The following is a 17,841-nucleotide window of genomic DNA, read 5'->3' as shown; positions in this document are numbered from 1 at the left end:
AACGGGCTTGTACACTTAAGCACGTCGGAACGCTTCGACCGGCCGCGCAAACGGCCGGTCGGTGCCCCCTCGGCGGGGGCGCCTCGCATCTCATCGAATGCCCGGGTTGTACTTAACCCCGTCGAACTAACTACGCCACGTCATGCGGTTTCACGGAGCAGTTTACAACGAGTTGATCCGTCAACGACTAGCCGTACTCGGAGACGGGCGGTGCCATCGAGTCGTTGGAGCAGAACTCGTGATCGGGAAATATATCAGAATGAGTTCATAGTATCTCACGCCATGTCGGGGTCACACGCGTACGCGGGAGAAGAGGTATTTCGTTTCGGGGCGAGCTGGTCGTTTATACCACGGGCGTTTATAAGGGAGGGGGACACATATAAAAGCGAACGATGACGAACCCTGCAGACTCGATCGAGATTCAGAACGTTGTTGCATCGACGGGTATCGGTCAGGAGCTCGATTTGGAGGCGCTCGCGGAAGACCTCCCGGGCGCGGATTTCAACCCGGACAACTTCCCCGGCCTCGTGTACCGGACCCAGGAGCCGAAGGCGGCCGCGCTCATCTTCCGCTCGGGGAAGATCGTCTGTACGGGCGCGAAGAGTATCGACGACGTCCACGAGGCGCTCGGGATCATCTTCGAGAAGCTGCGCGGCCTCCAGATCCCCGTCGAAGACGACCCGGAGATCACCGTTCAGAACATCGTGTCGAGCGCGGACCTCGGGCACAACCTCAACCTCAACGCCCTCGCGATCGGGCTCGGCCTCGAGGACGTCGAGTACGAACCGGAGCAGTTCCCCGGGCTCGTCTACCGGATGGACGAACCCGAAGTCGTCATTCTGCTCTTCGGGAGCGGAAAGATCGTTATCACCGGCGGCAAGCGGACCGACGACGCCGAGGAAGCGGTCGAGGAGATCGTCGAGCGCATCGAAGGGCTCGGCCTGCTCGGCTGAAGTTGAATCGATCGGTCTGTTCGGTTCCCACCGCCTCGACATGAGGTGGTGGTCGGTGTCGAGCGGCCGTCAATCAGTGCCGAGCGGCCGTCAGTCAGTGTCGAGCGGCCGTCAATCAGTGCCGAGCGGCCGTCAGTCAGTGTCGAGCGGCCGGGTGCGGTTCGGTTACGCTTCGGCGTCGTCCTCGGTGAGGACCTCTTTGACGACGCTCGGGTCCTCGAGAAGCTGGTGTTTGGTGTAGCTTCCCTCGGCGCTACCGCCGCTGTGTTTCGACTGTTCGATGATGTCGAGGAAGGCGTGTTCCTTCAGGAGGTCGCGGACGCGTCGCAGCGAGAGGCTGTCGGAGCCCTCCTGTCGACAGATGTTCTCGTAGATTTCGTACACGCGGCTCGTCCGGAATCCGTCTTGTCGACCGTTCGAAAGCGATAGCAGCGCGAGCGCCTGGAGCACGTACCGCGAGTGCGGCGTGGAGCCGCGGATGAGTTCGCGGAAGCGGTCGGTCTCGGCGCGCTCGCGCGCCTGCGTGACGAACTCCTCGCGGACGGTGGGCTCGTCGTTCCCCTGTGCGATCTCGCCCGCGTATCTGAGGATGTCGATTGCCTTCCGCGCATCCCCGTGCTCACGTGCCGCGAGCGCCGCAGCGCGCGGGATAGTGGACGGATCGAGAACGTCGTCGTGGAACGCGTCCGCGCGCGCCTGCATGATCTCCCGTAGCTGGTTCGCGTCGTACGGCGGGAAGACGAACTCGCGCTCACAGAGGCTCGACTTGACGCGCTCGTCCATCCGGTCTTTGTACTGGATCTTGTTGCTGATCCCGACGACGCCCAGCTTACAGTCGGTGATCTTTCCGGCCTCGCCCGCGCGGGACAGCTGCATCAGGATGGCGTCGTCGTCGAGCTTGTCGATCTCGTCGAGCAGGATCAGGACGACGTCGTACCGCTGGTCGAGTATCCGCCAGAGCCGCTTGTAGTACGTGGAGGTGGAGAGCCCCTTGTCTGGGACGTTGATTCCGGTCTCCTCGGGGTCGTTGACGCCCTCGGCGATCGTCTGGACCGCCTGCGTCTCCGTGGTGTCCTGCGCGCAGTCGACGTAGGCGAACGTCGCCGTGACGCCCTCCTCGCTCGCGGTCGAGACGAGTCGCTTGGAGACGTACTTCGCACACAGCGACTTCCCCGTACCAGTCTTCCCGTAGATGAGGACGTTGCTCGGGCTCTGCCCGAAGATGGCCGGATTGACCGCCGTCGCCAAGTCGGCGATCTCGTCGTCTCGGCCGACGATTCGGCCCTCGCCCGGCAGGTGACTGATCTCGAGGAGCTCCTTGTTCGCGAAGATGGGGTCCTCCCTCGTGAAGAGGTCGTCCGCTGCGTCCATGAGAGAGACACCGGGTTTCCGGTGAAATGAGTTCTGTTTCGCGGCCGCGTGTGGGGCGCGGGCGCGGGGCGGTCGGGGGACGGGTTGGTCCGTCGAGACACACACCGTGTTTCCGGTGAAAACGGGGGCTGGGGAGGGGAGGGTTGGGAAAGGTCTGAGGAGGGATGAGCTGGGAAAGGTCTGAGGAGGGATGAGCTGGGAAAGGTCTGAGGAGGGATGAGCTGGGAAAGGCCTGAGGAAGGGTGGGTTGGGAGAGATCCAGGGAGACAGGTCGAGAGAGGACTGATGGGGTGAACGGACGACGAGAGCAGGTGCGAGTTAACGAGAGCGGATGCGAGTTAACGAGAGTACGACGAGAGCACGTGGAGGCGGTGTCAGCAGACAACACCGGAGGGAAAGGCGGCCCGAAACTGAGTGAACGAGGTTAACAACGGGGACGATCGTCGGCCGGTTTCACCGGAAACACGGTGTTCGACGAGCTGAGGGTCGACACCATCACGGGAGAGACCACGTTTCCGGTGAAACGCCCGTCATGGCTCGGCGAGCACTCGCCAACTTGGCTTGGCGAGCTTTACTCTGAGACGGGTAATAAAACCTGTTGTTTTAATACGGTCAGAAACTGCGGTTTCTCAGACGACATGTCCCGCCCACGCACCGACCGCACCCAGCCACACCCCGATTTCACCGGAAACACGGTGTGTCTCTCCGCTCATATCACTCACCATTCGCACCTACCTGTGAGTCGCCCCGCGCGTGACCCGCACGGCGTCCCGCTCGCACTCGCGCTCAGTGACGGACTCAGCGGTCGAGGGAGTCGCGAACCTCGTACCGCACGCCGTCTTCGCGGAGCCGAGTCGTGTGCCGAGAGAGTTCGTCGGTCGACACGAGCAAGAGCACGTCCAGGCCGCGAAGGGCGGCCTGAGAGACGCCCGTCGCCGACCCGAACCGCACGTCGGGCCGCAGTCCGGTACGGGTCGCGAGGGCGTAGGCCTCGGTTCCGCCGACCGCGACGAGGTCTGCCCGGTGGCACGGTCCCTGATCACGTCTGGAGAAGGAGGCTCCCCCTCAGTCACGGCGGGGACGGGAACGACCGTCACCACGCCCGGGTCGTACTCGACGACGCCTTCGAAGTCGGTGACGCCGACCGCCTCTCCCGCCTCGCCGCCCGTGACGACGACCGCCGTCGCCGCCGCGCCGCCCTCGGGGACGGCGTGTAACACGCCGTCGCGCATCTCCAGTCCGACGTCGTCCCCCTCCGCGAGCGCGTCGGTCGCCACCGCGGCGTCGACGTCGACGCTTCCCAAGACGTCGTCGGACACCCGGGAGACGAACTCCGAGAGGGCGTCGGTCCGCGTGATGATCCAGTCGACGCCCTCCTTCGTCACCTCGTACCGACCGCGACCGCGCTTCTCCACGAACCCGCCGTCGACCAGATCGCGGACGTAGTCGCTGACCGCCTGCGACGTCACGCCGATGACGTCGGCGATCTCCTCCTGGCTCACCGCCGGCTGTCGCGCGGCGATCTCGACGAGAACCCGGTACCGAGTCGCGTCGCGCCTGTTGTCGAGCACTCGCGGCCCGGTCGGTTCGTCCGGATCCTCGCTCGGTCCCATACCAATACTGTCGTAGTCGGAAACAAGTAAAATTGGTGTGCCGAGCGCCGGGCTGCGACCGATGAACTACTCCTGCGCGTCCACGACCGCGACGCTGGCGAGGTTGACGATGTCTTTCACCTCGTCGCCCCGCTGGAGGACGTGGACCGGCTCGTCCATGCCGACGAGCATCGGCCCGATGGCTTCGGCGCCGCCGAGGCGCTGGAGCAGCTTGTACCCGATGTTCCCGGCTTCGAGGTTCGGGAACACGAGGACGTTGGCGGCCTCGTCGAGCTGGGAGAACTCGTAGGTCCCGTTGAGGATGTCGTCGACGACCGCGGTGTCGGCCTGCATCTCGCCGTCGACCGGGAAGTCGACCGCGTCGTCGGACTGGAGGATGTCGACCGCGTCGCGCGGCTTCCGGGTCCCCTCGTTGTCGACGCTCCCGAAGTTGGAGTACGACAGCATCGCCGCGCGCGGTTCGACGTTGAACCGGCGCGCGAGGTCGGCAGTGTGTCGCGTGACCTCCGCCAGCGTCTCCGCGTCCGGGTCCTGATTGACGGTCGTGTCCGCACAGAAGATGACCCGGTTCTTGAACGTGAGCATGTACACGCCGGCGACGGTGTCGGTGTCGGCCGCGGACCCGACTATCTGGAGCGGCGGCCGGAGCGCGGACGGGTAGTGGTGGGTGAGCCCGGTGAGCATCGCGTCGACGTCGCCGGTCTCGACCATCACGCTTCCGAGGTAGTTCGTGTCCCGCTTCACCAAGTCGTCAGCTTCGCGCTTCGTGATTCCCTTGCGCTTCCGGAGCTCGTACAGCCGGTCGCCGTACCCGGAGACGTCGCGGTCGTCGGGGTCGACCACTTCGGGCCGGAACGAGAGGCCGAGTTCGGCCGCGGTCTGCGAGATGGTGTCGGCGTCGCCGAGCAGCACCGGCTCCGCGATCCCCTGCTCGGAGAGCTGGTAGGCGGCGCGGATCATCTTCTCGTCGGTGCCCTCCGCGAGCGCGATCCGCTTCGGGTCGCTCTTCGCCTTGTTCAACACGACCCGCATCATCTCGCGGGACTTCCCGAGCCGCGCTTCGAGCCGCTCCCGGTACTTTTCTAAGTCGATCTCGGTCCGCGCGGATCCGGATTCCATCGCCGCCTCCGCGACCCGCGGCGCCACCTCGAACAGCACGCGGGGGTCGAGCGGCTTCGGGATGACATAGTCGGGGCCGAACTGAAGGGGCTCGTCGCCGTACGCCTTCACGACCGCGTCCGGGACGTCCTTGCGCGCGAGGTCGGCGAGCGCCTCCGCGGCGGCCGCCTTCATCTCCTCGTTGATCTCCGTCGCGCGCACGTCGAGCGCCCCGCGGAACAGGAAGGGGAACCCGAGCACGTTGTTCACCATGTTCGGGTAGTCGGACCGGCCAGTCGCCATGATCACCGTGTCGTCGCGCGCCTCTTTCGCGTCCTCGTAGGTGATCTCCGGGTCGGGGTTCGCCATCGCGAAGATGATCGGGTCGTCGCCCATCGAGCGGACCATCTCTTGGGAGACGATCCCGCCGACGGAGAGCCCGACGAACACGTCCGCGCCCGCCATCGCGTCCGCGAGGTCGCCGTCCTCGACGGGCGTGGCGAACTGGCTCTTGTACTCGTTGACCTCGCCGGCCTCGACGCGCTTCTCGGTGATGATCCCCGAGGAGTCGCACATCGTGATGTTCTCCTTGCGCGCGCCCAGTGAGACGTAGAACCGGGCCGTCGCGATGGCCGACGCACCGGCGCCGGAGAAGACGATCTCGAGCTCCGAGAGGTCCTTATCCGAGATGTCGACCGCGTTCATCAGCGCCGCGCCGGAGATGATCGCGGTGCCGTGCTGGTCGTCGTGGAACACCGGAACGTCCATCTCCTCGCGGAGCCGCTCCTCGATTTTGAAGCACTCGGGCGCCTTGATGTCCTCGAGGTTGATCCCGCCGAACGTCGGCTCCATCGCCTTCACCGCCTCGCAGAACGGATCGACGGAGTCGATGTCGAGCTCGATGTCGAACACGTCGATGTCGGCGAACCGCTTGAACAGCACGCCCTTCCCTTCCATGACGGGCTTCGAGGCGGCGGCGCCGATGTCGCCGAGCCCGAGGACGGCCGAGCCGTTCGAGACGACGGCGACGAGGTTCCCCTTCGCCGTGTACTCGAAGACGGACTCTGGGTCGGCCGCGATGTCGCGACACGGCGCCGCGACCCCCGGCGAGTACGCCAGCGAGAGGTCTCGCTGCGTGTTCGTGGGCTTCGTGGTCTCGATCGCTATCTTTCCGGGCGGCTCCTGTCGGTGGTACTCCCGCGCGTCGTCGTCTAATCCCATGTCTCTCTCCATTCGTGAACGGAGTAAAAAGGTATCCTATGGTGTCGAATATACGATTCGACGTTCGACGATCATTCGACGTTCGCTATACGATGCCGAGAACCCTGACGACGCGCGACCATCGATAAATTCCCCCCAGCGATGCGCCATCACCACAGAATCACCCTCAGCAGCCCGCCATCACCACCGAATCACTCCCCCACTGATGCCGATTCGTCGCGCGCGATGAGCGCCGTCGACAAGGGGGCCAAGTCGGGATCGACCCCGGCAAGCGTCGAGACCTCGTACGCGGTCAGGTACGTCCTCACGAGCAAGGTGACCGGGAGCGTCAGGACCACGACGGCGACGACCGCGCAACCCAGAACGGTCGCGAGAACGATCACCCCCGCGGTCGTCCCGATCAGCGCCTCGACGCCGCCGAGGGAAACCGCCGCGAGGAGGAGCGCGACGAGACCCGCCACCGCGACGCCGCCGCCGACGAACGCGACGGCGACGGCCTGAACGATCCCGACACCGGCCGCGAGGACGAAGTGAACCGCGACGTAGACGACCACCTCTGCCCACGATCCGCGGAACGACGCCCAGACCGCCCGCCACCCGTCGACGACGCCGACGTCTCGGGCGACCATCGCCGGCGCGACGAACTCGAACGTGAGCCGTGAAACGACGGTCCCGGCGAGCGCGACGGCGGCCGCAAGCGCGCCCAACACTGCGAACGCGGAGGTGGCCGCCGGCGATCGCCCGGAGAGCGCGCCGACGGAGACGCCGAGGACTCGCAGCGCGTCGGGGTCGAGCGCCACCGCGAGCGCGGCCGCGGGAAGCACGGTGACGGCCGCGGTCACCACCGAGAAGCCGAGGAGCCCCAGCGCCTGTCCGAACCGGTCGCGGAACGGCCGCCAGATCGCGACCTCGGTCGTCGCGAGCGCGTCGTAGAAGGCGAGCCGGAAGGCGATGGAACACGCGAACAGGACGGTCCCCACGAACAGGAGACCGACGGCGACCCCGGCCAGCAGCCCGGGGTCGAGCTCGGCGAGACGCTCGAAACCCGCGCTCACGGTGCCTTCGAAGCCCGAGGGCACCGCCTCGCCGGAGTCCGGGGAGACGTCGTTCCAAGCGCCGACGCCGCCAGCGGGGGCGCCGAGAGCGCCGACGCCGCTGGCGGGGGCGCTGAAAGCGGACGTCGCCCCGCCCGACATGCCGGCGCCACCGCCGACCATGAAGAGCGCGAGGAACGCGAGCTTCACCCACCGCACCGCCTCGAAGGGAAAGAGGAGCCGCCGCGTCGCGTCAACGGCGCGGTCGAGCGCGTCGACGGCGTGCCAAGTCATACCGACCGTTCGCCGGAGAGCGTCAAATAGGCTGGCCACGGACACCGTCGCTCGCTTCGCGAACTGACCGTCGACCCGCAGTCGTTTAGGGCGGACGCGACGAACGACCTCGTATGAAGGTCCGCGGCGAACGCGAGTGTCAGTCCTGCGGCACGCGGTGGTCGTACTACGAGACGGGCTCCGTCGCGTGTCCAAGCTGCGGCGACCTCCGCAGCGTCGGCGTCGACGCCCGCACCGCCCACACCGACACCTCCGCCTCGCTCGACCTCGCCGCCCACCGCGAGCGGTTCGGCGACGCGCCCGAGACCCTCCCCCGGTCGGGGACCGACGATCTCCAGTCCGACCTCCGGGAGTACTGCCGGAAGCGCGGGTTCATCGACGGCGGCCGGCTCGCCCCGCTCGACGAGACGTACCTCGCGGCCCGCGAACTGCTGGAGGCCGTCGACTGCTTCGAGCGACTGCGCGACCCGACCGACGCCGACCGCGAGTACCTCCTCGCGCTGCTCGCCGGCGCCGACGACGGCGACCGACCGCCGGCGGACGAGGTCCCGACAGCGCTCCGCGAGGCCCGCGGGATGGCGGCCGTGCGCGCGGTCGAAGCGTACCGGAGCGACGCGCTCGACTTCCTCGACGAACTCGAAGCCGGCACCGACCGAAACGACGCCGACCGAGACAACGCCGAAAGCGGCGATACCGAAAGCAACGACGCCGAAATCGACCAGACAGAGAGCGACGAAGACGCCCCGACGGTCACCGTCGACGGAGAGAATCCGGAAGCGAGGATCGGCCCCGCCCGCGACGCGTTCGAACGCCTCCGCGACCGCGTCACGCGCGTCGACGCCCTCGGTGGCGACGTGCCGCCCGCGGCCGCGGACGCCCTCGTCGAGGCGGCCGACGCGCTCGGAGCGTACGTCCGGACCGGCGACGAGACGGCGCTAACGAACGCCGACGACCTGATCGACGACGCGAGCGTCGACGACCTCGATCCGACGGACGGCTGAGAGGGGTCGAGCGTCGGCGCGCGTCGCAGGCCTACGCCCGATCATCGCCGGGCGCGACCACCGCGTTCGAGAGCGTGCCGACCCCCTCGTAGGTGATCTCGACGCGCTCGCCGGGCTCGACGAGACCGGGATTCGCGGGGCTACCGAACGCGATACAGTCGCCGGGCTCGAAGGTGAACCGCTTCGAGAGGTACGAGACGATTTCGTACGGTCCGAACAACATCAGCTCCGTGTTGGCGTCCTGTCTCCTCTCGCCGCCCACGGTCGTCTCGATGTCGAGTCCCGTCGGGTCCACGTCGGTCTCGATCCACGGCCCGAGCGGCGCCGAGCCGTCGAACGCCTTGCGCGCGGTCCGCCCCTGTTGGTCGAGCGCGTCGACGTCGTTCATGACCGTGTAGCCGCGCACGGCGTCCGGGACCTCCTCGGGGTCGAGGTCGCGGCACCGCTCGTCGATCACCGCGACCAGTTCGCCGGCGTACGTCAGCTCGTCGGTCCACTCCGGATAGCGGATCGGCTCGCCGTGCGCGAGCAGGCTCGCCGGCGGCTTGACGAAGAAGTCCGGCTCCTCGGGGCGCTCGTACTCCATCTGGTCGAGCGTCTCGGCGTAGTTCCGACCGACGCAGTAGAGCGCGGTGGGGTCACAGGGCGGGAGCAGTCGCCCGTCGCGACCGACCTCGTAGCGGCCGTCGTCGGCGACGACCGCGCCGTCGACGTAGCGGCCGGCGACGGGTCCGTCCGGCGTGAGCAGTCGAGCGAGTCGCATGCGGGAACGTCCGCGCTGCGGTCCGAAAAGGCGTCGATGACGGCAGGACTCGGATCAGTCGCCTTCTTCGTCCGCATTCACGCCGATGACGACCCCGGACCGGATCTCCAGCGCCGTGTCGAACTCCTCCCGGCGACCGCTCCCGGAGCCGATCCGCTCGACCGCGGCCTCGTGAGCGCGGACCACGGCGTCGCGCTCGCGCTCGGTGAGCCCGACGCGGTCGGCCACCGCCTCCCAGTGGTCCGGCTCGACGAGGAACGTCTCCCGGCCCGGCTCGGCCGCGATTCGCTCGTAGCGCCGGCGGTACGCGTCGATTCTGGGCCCGAGATCGGCTTGGACGCGCGTGAGCAGGGCGGGCACGCGGGCCGCAGGCACGCTCGCGAGCGCGGCCGTCTTCACCAGCGCGGTGCCCTCGATCGGATACGGCCCCGTCTCTCCCTCACCGTCGTCGGCGTCGCCGGACATCACCCGCCTGCGCGCATCGCCTTCTGCCGGTACTTGGGGAGCAATTCGGCGAGGACTTCGGGGTCGCCCGCGAACTCGGCGGTCACCTCCGTGAGTTTGATCGCGGCCGCGGCGGTCACCTTCTCGGCGCTGAGGGTCACCCGCCAGCCGTCGCCGTCCACGCGGGTCGCCGCCGCGGGGTCGTCAGTCCCCACGAGCTTCCCGCCCAGATTCCGGAGGTAGTGGGCCGCAAGCCGCCGGGAGATGCCGCGGTACGCCACCGTCTCGCGCTCCCACCCCTCCTCCGCGGGCGGAAGATCGGGAGAACCGGAGCTCGCGTCGTCCCCGGCCTCCTCCGCCGTCGTCGACCCGTCGTCGCTCATGAACCCCCCGCGACCGGCGGGAACACGGAGAGCCGGTCGCCGTCCGCCATCTGCGTGTCGAGCCCGTCGAGGTGGAGCACCTCGCGGCCGTTCTTCAGGACGTTGATCTGCGGGGCGAGGTCGCCGTCGACGATCAGTCGGCCCTCCATCCCCTCGTACTCCGACTCCAGGTCGCGCAGCACGTCGCCGACCGTGGAGCCGTCGGCGAACTCCGCGTTCACCGTCTTCCCGCCGGCGGCCTCGCGAAACGTCGCGAAGAACCGCAGTTCCAGTTCCATACCCGTACGTCGTGTCGCGGCGGCTTAAAAGCGGCCGGCCGCGGAAGGCGACGGTCGAGAAGTCGACGCGTCGCCGACTACAGGTCGGAGAGGCGGATCCCGTCTTCGACCAGCCGGAAGTTGCGCTCGCGGTCGAGGTCGTCGGCGAGCCACTCGTGGTCGTACAGCTGGCCGATCAGCTCGAGGTAGAGGTTCCGCCACGCGATCGCGTAGATGGGCGACTGCCCCCACGCGCGCAGCTCCGGGACGAACTCGTGGTACGTGCTCGCCTGCGACTCCATGCGCTCGACCGCGTCCGCGACGACCTCGGCCGCCTCGTCCGGATCCGCCTCGTCGAGCGCGTCGTTCAACCGCGACTGGATGCCGGTGATGGCACGTCGCATGTCTCGTTCGGCGGTCCCCTCCTCCTCCGGGAGCGACTCGACGACGCCCTTCGGGACGCCGAGTTCGATCTCTGGCATGCGATCCCCTCGGGGGAGCGCGCTCAAAAAACCCGCTCACCCGGCAACGTCGAGCGCGGCGGAGCGGACACTCTCCGAGCCGGCGGTCGACACCGATCGCGACCGGATGTCCCGGTTCGCCGCTCCCCGCTCCGAGAGCCACGTTCCGGTCGCGTTCCCGACCGCTCGCCGGCTGGCGTCCGGCGACAGCGACGCGGGATCGTCGCCGGGCTGTGGTCCGTACGCGCCGAATCCGGCGTGGTTGACGCCGTCGAGTTCGACGATCCGAGCGTCCGCCGGCAGGTTCGACCGAGACGCGCGCTCGCGCTCGGCGTCGATCACCCCGTCGGCGCCGCCCAAGACCGAGAGCGCGTCGAGGCCGCTCTCGGAGACGTCGCGGTCGCAGTACGCGGCGTGGAGGACGAGCGCGTCGTACGCCTCGGCGTTTCCGGCCGCGTGTCGGCAGGCCATGGCGCCGCCGAGCGAGTGGCCGCCGACCGCCCACGCGTCCACCTCGGGGTAGCGTTCGCGGACGCGCTCGGCGCGGTCCGGCGCGAGGACGGCCAGGTTGAGCGGCATGTCCACCACGACGACGAGCGCGGCGCGATCGGACGCCGCCACGATCTCGGCGGCGGTGGGAACGTAGCTCTCGTGATCCACCCGCCCGCCCGGATAGTAGACGAGCCCGACGGTCGACGACGTCACCGGCCCGTCGCGGACCGCGGTCCCGACCGCCATCCGGTCCACGGAGACGTTCGGGTCGGCCTCGACGGCCGCGACCGCGTCCGCGTCCGGCCCCAGGCCGGCGGCGAAGTACGCGGCGCCGCCGGCGACGACGAGCCCGACGAGGAGGACGACCGCACCCCCGGCGAACGCGAGCGTCCGGCGCTCGGGCAGTCGACGCGCTATCGCGTCGAGGACGCCCCTCACGGCGTCGGCGCGGCCTTCTGGAGCGCGGTCTCGGCGATGTTGCCGCCGTAGTCGGCCGAGCGAAGCACGGAGTCGACGACGAGCCCCAGCAATTGCGCGCGCGTCGGATCAAGATCACGTAGAAGCTCGTCGATGGCGCGCACCCGCTCGTCGATCGCCCTGACCATCGTCCGCGCCTCGTTGGCCCGTCGGGTCGCCTCATCGGTGTCGTCGTCGAACAGCGCGTCCATCGCGGTGTCGATCACCTCGACCGCGTCGCCGTGGAGGTCACTCACCGCCTCGACGACCTCGTCGGGAAGGGGCTCGTCGATGTTCAGCGTCAGGTGCGCGATCTTCGTCGCGTGGTCGCCGATCCGCTCTAACTGACGAGCGCTGGAGTGGTAGTCGAAACACTCCTCGCGCGGGAGCCCGAGCTCTTCGGCTGCCTTCGGCGTCCGCAGCGTGGCGCGGAAGATCCGCGAGACGACGAGCCACAGCCGGTCGAGGTCGTCGTCGCGGCCGATCACGTCGCGCGCGAGGTCGTGGTCGCGCTCCGCGAGCGCGGTGATCGCGTCTTCGAGCATCGACAGCGAGATCAGCCGCATCCGCGTGACCGCGTTGTGGATCGAAAGCTCCGAGGAGTCGAGGAGGTCCTGAACGACGACCCTGTCGCGCGTCTCCTCTAACACCTCCAAGCCGACGAGGCTCTGGACCGCGTCGCGGATCGTCGACCGCTGCTCGGTGCTGATCTCCGCGGCCTCCAGCTCGATGACGTCGAAGCCGCTGACGTACATCGTCGTCACCGCGCGCTGGAGCGCCTGCCCCGTCAGGTCGGCGATGTCTAGCGTCCCCCGCGTCCGCTCTTCGTCGGACCGCGGGGTGAGGACCAGCGAGTCGCCGTCCGGGTGGAACTCGATCTCCGTCCCCGCCTCGACGTCGTTGTCGGTCGCCCACGTCTTCGGGATCGAGACCGTGTACGTCGAACCGCCGGTGACCTGGACCTTCCGCGTTTCCATGGTTCGCCCTCCGGAGCGGAACACCTTAATCTTGATCAAAAATATATACTTCGACGTACATGTGAGGATTCATCCGATGTCTGCCACCCCGGTCGCTGCTTTTGAACCGTATCAGGCCCTCTATTAGGATAATATTAGCGCTATATACTTCTATATATTTCACACCGGTCGCGAACCTCTCTGGTCTCGCCTCAGACGACCCGGTTCCGAAGCTCGTCGCCGGCGTCAAGCCGCGCGACGTTGTCAGCCAAGATGTCCGCGACGCGCTCGTAGTATTCGGGCGTGTGACCGGCGTTGTGCGGCGTGATCGTCGCGTTCGACAGGCCCCACAGCGGGTGGTCCTCCGGGAGGGGCTCCGGGTCCGTGACGTCCAGCGCCGCGCCGCGGATGCGGTTGTTCCGGAGCTCCGTCACCAAGGCGTCGGTGTCGACGATCGGCCCGCGCGCGATGTTGACGAGGACGGCGTCGGGCCGCATCGTCCGGAGCGCGTCGGCGTCGACGAGCCCCCGCGTCGTCTCCGTGAGCGGACACGCCAGCACGACGTACTCGGCGTCCGTGACGGCCTCGTGGAACTCGTCGAACCCGTACACATCGTCGGTCGGACCGCCCTTCTCCGGGGAGTAGCGCACGCCGACCGTGTCGACATCGAACGACTCCAGCCGATCGACGACGGCCTGCCCGATGGCGCCGAGCCCCACCACGGCGACGGTCGAGCCGTACACCTCCGTCGTCTCGTAGGTGCGCCACTCGCGGCGGGACTGCTGGCGGTACGCCCGGTGGAACTGCCGCGCGTGCGCGATCATCGAGCCAATGACGTGCTCGGCGATGTTCGAACCGTGGACGCCCGACGCGTTCGTCACGGCGACCCCGTGGTCGTCGAGCAGGTCGCGCGGCAGGTGCCCCGTCCCCGCGAACACGCAGGCGAACAGCTCTAACTCCTCGGCGGCCGCGAGCAGCTCCTCGTCGATGGTGAGCCCGACGGCGACCCGCGCGGTCCGGATCAGGTCGCGCTCCTCAGCGGGAGTCCGCGCCCGCGTGACCTCCGCGTCGGGGAGTCGATCGCGGATCGCCGCCACCAGTTCGTCGGGGCCCAGCCCGTGGATCGTCTGTCGAAGCACCAGAACGTCTGGATCGCTCATGTGGGCAGTCTCGGCGGAACCGATAAAAATGGTGTCAGTCGGCCGGCGCCGGACGCGACCTCCCGTTCCGGAGAGCCCGCTACGACAGCGCCGCGTCGAACGCCGCTTGGAGGTCAGCCTTCATGTCGTCGACGTGTTCGATCCCCACGGACACCCGGATGAGGCCGTCGGTGAGCCCGGCCGCGAGCCGCTCCTCGCGCGGGATCGCGGCGTGGGTCATCGCGGCGGGCTGCTCGATGAGGCTCTCGACGCCGCCGAGCGACTCCGCGAGCGTGAACACCTCCGTCTCGCTCACGACCGTCGACGCCTCTTCGAGGGTGCCGTCCAGCTCGAAGGAGAGCATGCCGCCGAAGTCGTCCATCTGCTCGGCGGCCAGCTCGTGATCGGGATGCGACTCCAGCCCGGGGTAGTAGACGCGCTCGACCGCGTCGTGGTCCTCCAGCCATTCGGCGAGCGCCATCGCGTTCTCGCAGTGGCGGTCCATCCGCACCGGGAGCGTCTTCGTCCCGCGGAGGACGAGGAACGCGTCGAACGGGCCGGGCGTTGCGCCGACGGAGTTCTGGTAGAAGCCGAGCCGCTCGTCCAACTCCTCGTCGTCGACGATGAGGGCGCCGCCGATGGTGTCCGAGTGGCCGCCGAGGTACTTCGTCAGCGACTGGCAGACGACGTCCGCGCCGTGTTCGAGCGGGCGCTGGAGGTACGGGGTCGCGAACGTGTTGTCGACCGCGCAGAGCGCGTCGCCCTCGTGGGCGATGTCGGCGAGCGCACCGATGTCGTTGACGTTCATCAGGGGGTTCGTCGGCGTCTCGACCCACACTAACTCGGTCTCCTCGCGCATCGCGTCCCGGACCGCGTCGTGGTCCGTCGTGTCGACGAAGCTGGTCTCGATGTCGTACTCGTCGTACACCTGCGTCAGGATGCGGTGCGTCCCGCCGTACACGTCGTCGCCCGCGACGACGTGGTCGCCCGCCGAGAGGAGGTTGAGGACGGTGTTGATCGCGCCCATGCCGGAGGAGAAACAGCGCGCGTGGCTGCCCGACTCCAGCGAGGCGAGGTTCGCTTCGAGGTCACTGCGCGTCGGGTTCCCCGTGCGGCTGTACTCGTAGCCGCGGTGGTCACCCGGCCCGTCCTGCTCGTACGTCGAGTTCGCGTGAATCGGCGTCATCAACGCGCCCGTCTCCGGGTCCGGCTCTTGGCCGGCGTGGATCGCGCGGGTCTCGAAGCGGCGGTCGTCGGCGCCGCCGTAACCCCCGTCGCCGCCGCGGCCGTCGCCTCCGTCACCGTCGCCGCCGTCGGATCGGTCGCTCATACCCGATGCTCCGCCACCGACGGCCGTGATTCTTCCCCTTCGGACTGACCGGAGAACGGAACGGACGACCGGAGAACGAGACGCGTCGCTCGCGGTGTGAGAGTGGATGCTCGGTCAGGGATTTGAACCCTGGTCGTCGGCTGACTTCCGAACCGGCGCCGAGGCGCCGCGTCCGCCGAAAGGCCAACATGATTGGCCGGACTACACCAACCGAGCGCGATTATCGCTTACGGCGGGGATGATTTATATCTTCTTAACTCCCCCCGACGTGGGAGGGTCGAACACGGGACGGGGGAACCCGGACCGACTACTCGTCGACGTCGACCTTCTCGATCTCGACGGCCTCTCGGGGGTCGTCGTTGCGCCCGGTCGGCACGCCGCCGATCTCCTCGACGACATCCATCCCGTCGATGACCTGCCCGAAGACGGCGTGTTTGCCGTCGAGGTGCGGGGTCGCGTCGAGCGTGATGAAGAACTGCGAACCGTTCGTGTTCGGGCCGGAGTTCGCCATCGAGAGGATCCCGGGCCCGTCGTGGGTGAGGTCGTCGTGGAACTCGTCGTCGAACTGGTAGCCGGGGCCGCCGCGACCGTTCTCCATCGGGTCGCCGCCCTGGATCATGAAGTCGTCGATGACGCGGTGGAAGACGATGCCCTCGTACAGCGAGTCGCCGCGGACCTCGCCGCTTTTCGGGTCCTCCCAGGTGTTTGTGTCGCGCGCGGGCTCCGCGTCGGCGGCGGGGTCGTGGCGGGCCAGCCCGAGGAAGTTCTCGACCGTCTTCGGCGCGCGGTCGGCGAACAGCTCGACGACGATGTCGCCGTGGTTGGTCTGGAGCGTCACCTGCGGGTTGTCGGGGTCGGAAACCTCTCGTGCCATGTCCGCGAGGAGGGACGCGCGTCGGAAAACCCTGCCCATCCGTGCGAGCAGCGCACCGGGAGCGAGCATCGCACTTATAAATAAGCGCCGCGGACGCGTCGACACAGGCCCGCACTTCGTTCTGTCCGTCGCTGCGATCCGACCGTACCGGACCTCAGTCCAACCGCTTCAACGGCCGGTATCGTTTTCCGCCGGGCGCGAGCAGTACCGCGTATGTACGACGACATCCTCCTGCCCGTCGCGCCCGGCGGGGAGGCGAACGACGCCATCCCGCACGCCGCCAGCCTCGCCGAGCGATACGACGCGACGGTCCACGTCCTCTCGGCCGCCGATACCGCAGTCGACACGCTCGCCGGCCCGCGGACCGGCGTGTTCTCCGACCGGCTCGCGGAGGCGGCCGAGGAACGCGTCGAGGCGGTGACCGCAGAACTGGAAGCGGCCGGCGTCGAGGCAGTCGGAAGCGTCGTCCGCGGCGACCCGCTGGACGTCATCGAGAACGCGATCGACGACGGCGCTGACATCGTCGTCATGCCGAGTCACACCCGCCGCGGGATCCGCCGGCTGCTCCTCGGGAGCGTCACCGAGAAGGTCGTCCGCGTCGCGTCGGTGCCGGTAGTGACCGTCCCGATGGCCGATCCCGACGGGGCGGACGGAGAGACGGAGTCGACCGATACCGACGAAGGCGCGGGCAACGCGACGGGCGGCGGCGACGCGACGGACGGCGGCGACGCGTCCGACGATCAGTGACGGCCGCGTCGAACGGTCACGGGACGGTTACCCGCGCCTTCCGGGTCGCGTACGACGGCCGAGAGTACGCCGGCTTCCAGCGCCAGCCGCACGCCCGCACGGTCGCGGACGCGCTCCTCGAAGCGCTCGCGGAACACGGCGTGGTCGATCGCGGCGACGGGTCGACCCACGCCACGCCGCCCGGCTACGCCGCGGCGGGCCGGACCGACGCCGGCGTCTCAGCGGTTGCCCAGACCGTCGCCTTCGAGGCGCCGCCGTGGCTCACGCCGCGCGCGTTCAACGGCCACCTGCCGGGATCGGTCCGCGTGTGGGCCGCCGCCGACGTCGCAGACGGCTTTCACGCGACGCACGACGCGGTCCGGCGGACCTACCGGTACCACCTCTACGCGCCCGAATCGAGTTCCGAATCCGGCTCGGACCGCGCGCGCCGAGACCCGGAACACGCGGTCGACGACGACCGGTTCCGGGCCGCGCTCGCGCGCTTCGACGGCGAGCACGACTTCCACAACCTGACGACCGACGAGACGGGGACGGTCCGCGACCTCGACGCGCGGGCGACCCGCGAGGGCGACGCGCTCGTCGTCGAACTCTCGGCGGACGGGTTCCCGCGCGCGCTCGTCCGGCGGGTCGTCGCCGCCGCTCGCGCCGTCGGTCGCGGAACCGCCGACCTCGCGTGGATCGACCGGCTGCTCGCCGCCGAGCCGATCCCGGGAGACCGCGGCGTCGGTCCCGCGCCCCCGGAACCGCTCGTGTTGTGGGACGTGACCTACCCCGACGCGGAGTTCACCGTCGACCGCGAGGCGGCGGAGAGCGCGCGCGTCGCCTTCGGCGAGCGACACCGGGACGCGCGTCACGCCGCGGCCGCGACCGATGCGGTCCGCGACAGGCTGTTCTCCGCGGTCGACGAGGAGTGAATCGGGCTTCCGGACGGCCGCGGCTCTGGTCCCCGCTCAG

At 68.6% G+C, this 17,841-nt stretch carries 17 protein-coding genes, 1 tRNA gene and 1 pseudogene; 4 read left to right on the top strand and 15 right to left on the bottom strand.

Annotation, left to right across the window (positions count from 1 at the left end; translation table 11 throughout):
• Nucleotides 1-392 precede the first annotated feature (392 nt).
• Nucleotides 393-953, top strand: coding sequence for a TATA-box-binding protein (locus J7656_RS07515; RefSeq protein ID WP_004046033.1), 561 nt, complete (start codon nt 393-395; stop codon nt 951-953).
• A gap of 165 nt (nt 954-1,118) precedes the next feature.
• Here the strand turns inward: J7656_RS07515 and J7656_RS07510 are convergent, their stop codons facing one another.
• From J7656_RS07510 to J7656_RS07495, 4 genes and pseudogenes are all read right to left on the bottom strand, one after another.
• Nucleotides 1,119-2,324, bottom strand: coding sequence for a Cdc6/Cdc18 family protein (locus tag J7656_RS07510; RefSeq protein ID WP_121598415.1), 1,206 nt, complete (start codon nt 2,322-2,324; stop codon nt 1,119-1,121).
• A gap of 798 nt (nt 2,325-3,122) precedes the next feature.
• Nucleotides 3,123-3,937, bottom strand: a pseudogene (locus tag J7656_RS07505) (DUF7839 domain-containing protein).
• A 66-nt stretch (nt 3,938-4,003) separates the two neighbouring features.
• Nucleotides 4,004-6,256 carry an NADP-dependent malic enzyme gene (locus J7656_RS07500; protein WP_017344684.1) on the bottom strand — a complete coding sequence of 751 codons (2,253 nt, stop codon included), beginning with the start codon at nt 6,254-6,256 and terminating at the stop codon, nt 4,004-4,006.
• A gap of 191 nt (nt 6,257-6,447) precedes the next feature.
• A complete protein-coding gene (locus J7656_RS07495; RefSeq protein ID WP_211554526.1) occupies nt 6,448-7,584 on the bottom strand; it encodes a DUF7544 domain-containing protein in 1,137 nt (378 codons plus the stop codon).
• Between the two features lie 113 nt (nt 7,585-7,697).
• Here J7656_RS07495 and J7656_RS07490 point away from each other — a divergent pair, with 113 nt between their 5' ends.
• Entirely contained in the window at nt 7,698-8,585 is an 888-nt protein-coding gene (locus J7656_RS07490; RefSeq protein ID WP_211554524.1) for a DUF7117 family protein, read from the top strand.
• Nucleotides 8,586-8,616: 31 nt separating this feature from the next.
• Here the strand turns inward: J7656_RS07490 and J7656_RS07485 are convergent, their stop codons facing one another.
• The 11 genes from J7656_RS07485 to J7656_RS07435 all read right to left on the bottom strand — a co-directional run bounded on the left by J7656_RS07485 (nt 8,617) and on the right by J7656_RS07435 (nt 16,140).
• Complete coding sequence (locus J7656_RS07485) at nt 8,617-9,348, bottom strand: fumarylacetoacetate hydrolase family protein (protein WP_211554522.1); 732 nt, start codon at nt 9,346-9,348, stop codon at nt 8,617-8,619.
• Between the two features lie 54 nt (nt 9,349-9,402).
• A complete protein-coding gene (locus tag J7656_RS07480; RefSeq protein ID WP_017344680.1) occupies nt 9,403-9,813 on the bottom strand; it encodes a DUF8048 family protein in 411 nt (136 codons plus the stop codon).
• Nucleotides 9,813-10,175 carry a MoaD-like domain-containing protein gene (locus J7656_RS07475; RefSeq protein ID WP_017344679.1) on the bottom strand — a complete coding sequence of 121 codons (363 nt, stop codon included), beginning with the start codon at nt 10,173-10,175 and terminating at the stop codon, nt 9,813-9,815. The genes J7656_RS07480 and J7656_RS07475 overlap by 1 nt, the downstream gene beginning before the upstream one ends.
• A complete protein-coding gene (locus J7656_RS07470; protein ID WP_017344678.1) occupies nt 10,172-10,453 on the bottom strand; it encodes a ubiquitin-like small modifier protein 1 in 282 nt (93 codons plus the stop codon). Before J7656_RS07470 ends, J7656_RS07475 begins: the two co-directional genes overlap by 4 nt.
• A gap of 77 nt (nt 10,454-10,530) precedes the next feature.
• Nucleotides 10,531-10,914 carry a DUF7971 family protein gene (locus J7656_RS07465; protein ID WP_017344677.1) on the bottom strand — a complete coding sequence of 128 codons (384 nt, stop codon included), beginning with the start codon at nt 10,912-10,914 and terminating at the stop codon, nt 10,531-10,533.
• Nucleotides 10,915-10,950: 36 nt separating this feature from the next.
• Nucleotides 10,951-11,823 (bottom strand): alpha/beta hydrolase, encoded by an 873-nt coding sequence (locus J7656_RS07460; RefSeq protein ID WP_017344676.1) that lies wholly within the window; start codon nt 11,821-11,823, stop codon nt 10,951-10,953.
• Nucleotides 11,820-12,818: a phosphate signaling complex PhoU family protein gene (locus J7656_RS07455; protein WP_211554521.1), complete on the bottom strand. Its 999-nt coding sequence runs from the start codon at nt 12,816-12,818 to the stop codon at nt 11,820-11,822. The genes J7656_RS07460 and J7656_RS07455 overlap by 4 nt, the downstream gene beginning before the upstream one ends.
• Nucleotides 12,819-13,009: 191 nt before the next feature.
• The gene (locus tag J7656_RS07450; RefSeq protein WP_017344674.1) at nt 13,010-13,957 is read right to left on the bottom strand and encodes a D-2-hydroxyacid dehydrogenase; all 948 of its coding nucleotides are present in this window, start codon (nt 13,955-13,957) and stop codon (nt 13,010-13,012) included.
• A 79-nt stretch (nt 13,958-14,036) separates the two neighbouring features.
• Nucleotides 14,037-15,266 carry a cystathionine gamma-synthase gene (locus tag J7656_RS07445; RefSeq protein ID WP_211554519.1) on the bottom strand — a complete coding sequence of 410 codons (1,230 nt, stop codon included), beginning with the start codon at nt 15,264-15,266 and terminating at the stop codon, nt 14,037-14,039.
• Between the two features lie 107 nt (nt 15,267-15,373).
• Nucleotides 15,374-15,482: transfer RNA gene (locus J7656_RS07440), tRNA-Glu, on the bottom strand.
• Nucleotides 15,483-15,573: 91 nt separating this feature from the next.
• Nucleotides 15,574-16,140, bottom strand: coding sequence for a peptidylprolyl isomerase (locus J7656_RS07435; RefSeq protein ID WP_017344672.1), 567 nt, complete (start codon nt 16,138-16,140; stop codon nt 15,574-15,576).
• Between the two features lie 213 nt (nt 16,141-16,353).
• On the opposite strand from J7656_RS07435, the gene J7656_RS07430 reads away from it, so the two are divergent.
• Nucleotides 16,354-16,887 (top strand): universal stress protein, encoded by a 534-nt coding sequence (locus tag J7656_RS07430; protein WP_017344671.1) that lies wholly within the window; start codon nt 16,354-16,356, stop codon nt 16,885-16,887.
• Nucleotides 16,884-17,801, top strand: coding sequence for a tRNA pseudouridine(38-40) synthase TruA (gene truA / locus J7656_RS07425; RefSeq protein ID WP_017344670.1), 918 nt, complete (start codon nt 16,884-16,886; stop codon nt 17,799-17,801). The genes J7656_RS07430 and truA overlap by 4 nt, the downstream gene beginning before the upstream one ends.
• Nucleotides 17,802-17,841: the final 40 nt, after the last annotated feature.

It is taken from the genome of Halorubrum ruber (assembly GCF_018228765.1).
Lineage (GTDB): Archaea > Halobacteriota > Halobacteria > Halobacteriales > Haloferacaceae > Halorubrum > Halorubrum ruber.
This window is presented reverse-complemented; position numbering and strand designations above follow the sequence as displayed.